Here is a 3083-nt window from a genome sequence, read left to right on the forward strand (position 1 = left end):
AGCAACCATTATTCAGGAGAAATCTTCTTCTAATCTATTTGGTGGGTCGTGGATGCCAGAATAATTTTCTACCCCGAAGTATTGAGGGGATACAAAATTAAGTAGTGGTAGTGTGGGCGATGCCTACGGCAGGCTGCGCCAACGCACCAAAATTGATTTAGCTTATAGGCTTGCTGCAAATGAGTTTGTCCTGGGTTTACAATACTTATGAGCAATGAAATGAGTCGTAATTAGAAGACTCTGCCTAACTTAGAATGACTTAATGATATTTTTGAGGAGCCATATATTCGTGAGTATGGTGCTGGGAGCATGGATGCGAATATGGGTGCAGACAGATTTAAAGCTGTGCGATTGCAGGAAGTATGGTGGATAAATTAGGTAACTAGGGGCGTTAAACTGATCACAACTGAAAATATCTGCCAGTCCACTCCGACATCAATAGATAATAATGATTTGAAGGGAATAGGATCTTTAGCGTTTGGCATAATGGCATGAGTTTAAAGGCAGTTCTCTTTGATTTTAATGGTGTGATCATTAACGATGAGCCAATCCACCTGCAACTGATAGATGAGATTCTCATGGAAGAAAATCTCCAACCCCAACGCGTCGATGAGCGTCAAGCTTCTTTAGGACGCAGCGATCGCGCTTGTTTTCAGCAATTACTCGCAAATCGTGGTAGAGTAAATAACGAAAACTATTTAACTCAGTTGCTGTACCGCAAAGCCCAAGCCTATGTGGTGGAACTAGAGAAAATAGAGAAACTACCTTTATACCCAGGTGTAGAAGATTTAATATTTCAGGTGCGATCGCGGAATCTGAAACTAGGATTAGTCAGTGGCGCTTTTCGTAAAGAAATAGAATTGGTACTCCAGCGAGCTAAACTAGCGGAACATTTTAAAATTATCGTCGCGGGTGATGACATCACCACCAGTAAACCAGAACCCGATGGTTATCTACTGGCAGTGAAACGCCTGAATAAAGCATATCCCGAATTGAATCTTCAACCACAAGAATGTTTGGCAATTGAAGATACTCCAGCAGGGATTGCAGCAGCGAAGCGATCGCACATGCAAGTTGTTGGTGTAGCGAATACTTATCCATTCCACATGCTCCAGCGCTGCTGTAACTGGACTGTTGATTATCTCAGTGATTTGGAACTCGAACGGGTGCAGAAGGTTTATTCCCAAAAACAGCCTCAGCCATCGGCAACTGAATGTTAGAATACTATATGGTGATAGTGTGTTGAGTTAATGAGTGATAGTACTCTTGACTTTGCAATAATTAAGGGGAATTAGCTCAGTTGGTAGAGTGCTGCGATCGCACCGCAGAGGCCATCGGTTCAAATCCGTTATTCTCCATATGTCCATTAAATAATTATTGTCACTTTTAAAGAATTAATGTCCATTTTTTCCAAGTTCAGGGGCATAAGTTACGTATTTTCGCGGCTTTCAGCAATTAAATCAGTTTTAAAGAATTATTGTCCAGAGTTGAAACCAGTTTTAAAGAATTATTGTCCAAAATCAGCCTGTAAAACTCGGCTAAATATATGTTTTCTAATTTAATTTATTACAGCAAGCCCAAGGCTCTTGAATTACAAGAATAGCTTTAAAGCACTTTATTTGCAGTCTAATTACAAAAATATATAACCTCTTCTTTTGCTGTTTTCACCCAAGCAGAGGCTCGATTACTATAAAATAGCTGCGTTTTATGTGCGATCGCAGCGCTCCTTTCAAACCACCCTAATAAAGAATTATATAGCCAAGGTGGCATCTTTAATGATAAGAACTTCAACCCACCACCTAACGGGAGGGCTGTGGAAACCTTAAGATAGTTTTCGGTTAAAGGTTGTCCGTTGATACTTTCAACCCACCACCTAACGGGAGGGCTGTGGAAACTTTTGATGACTTAAACGATGCGCCACTAATCGTCTCTTTCAACCCACCACCTAACAGGAGGGCTGTGGAAATTTTAATGTGCAACAACGGCAATTACTGAAAGCATCTTTCAACCCACCACCTAACGGGAAGGCTGTGGAAACCCGGCAATAGGCAAACTCCCACTCGGAAATTGAATAACTTTCAACCCACCACCTAACGGGAAGGCTGTGGAAACCTCCCAACAGTAGTTCCAATACTGGCGATCACTGCATCTTTCAACCCACCACCTAATGGGAAGGCTGTGGAAACAGTAAAACTACTTGGCTGGTGACTGATGACATAAAACCTTTCAACCCACCACCTAACGGGAAAGCTGTGGAAACTGCTACTATCCTTGGAATCCATTCCGGCTTCTCTTCTTTCAACCCACCACCTAACGGGAAAGCTGTGGAAACCCTAGCCAAAAATTAAAACATGATCACAGGCTGATACTTTCAACCCACCACCTAACGGGAAAGCTGTGGAAACCGCACCCGTAAAAACTCTTGCCAACAATGGCTTTTAAAGGCAAATTTGGCAAGCCTTCTTTAATTCCTATTTTCTATAGCCAATGAATAAAATTTTATTCAGGACTAAAACAGTAATACCCAGTGCAGACAAGAGTTTTGGACATTTGGCAGCACTCCAGGGATTTTGCCCCCGCTTTGGCTTGCCAAAAATAAAAATTAGGGGGTGGTAGTTCGGTAGCCACCGTGACGGTATACCCGTACCCTTACTTTGTTGTAAAGTAAGAGGTAATGATCCTCCTCGTAAAACCAAAATCTAAGATTTCAGTAGTACAGGCCGCTCTGGCACCTAACACCAAGCTAAAAGAGTTTGATGTCAAGAGCTAAGGTTCTGGGTTGTTTGGAACCCTAACACCTTATACTTCCCATGCGTCTCGGTGCGAGTACTTTCTCATCTAACAGCAGTATTAGCTTACCCAAACAATTACTGCTTACAAACACTTAGATGATCGCACAGGTAGAGTTGGCAGCTACCAGGGTCAGAAAGAATGCGCTTTTCCAAGCGTTAAACTAACCCATTCCACAGTATCTACACAAAGGGGTTAGGGGAGCATCCACTTTTGGCAGAAATACTCAAATAGCTAATAAACCATTGAGATAAGCACAACGAACCGAGAGGATGTGATTGACACTTTCAACA

At 42.1% G+C, this 3083-nt stretch carries 1 protein-coding gene, 1 tRNA gene and 1 CRISPR repeat array; both genes read left to right on the forward strand.

Annotation, left to right across the window (positions count from 1 at the left end):
* Nucleotides 1-491: 491 nt before the first annotated feature.
* Nucleotides 492-1220, forward strand: coding sequence for an HAD family hydrolase (locus V7K21_RS23115; protein WP_335177530.1), 729 nt, complete (start codon nucleotides 492-494; stop codon nucleotides 1218-1220).
* A gap of 65 nt (nucleotides 1221-1285) precedes the next feature.
* Nucleotides 1286-1358 (forward strand) — tRNA-Ala (locus tag V7K21_RS23120).
* Between the two features lie 426 nt (nucleotides 1359-1784).
* Nucleotides 1785-2405: direct repeats of the CRISPR family, unit length 37 nt; unit sequence CTTTCAACCCACCACCTAACGGGAAAGCTGTGGAAAC.
* Nucleotides 2406-3083: the final 678 nt, after the last annotated feature.

Source organism: Nostoc sp., from assembly GCF_036919595.1.
Taxonomy (GTDB): Bacteria; Cyanobacteriota; Cyanobacteriia; order Cyanobacteriales; family Nostocaceae; genus Nostoc.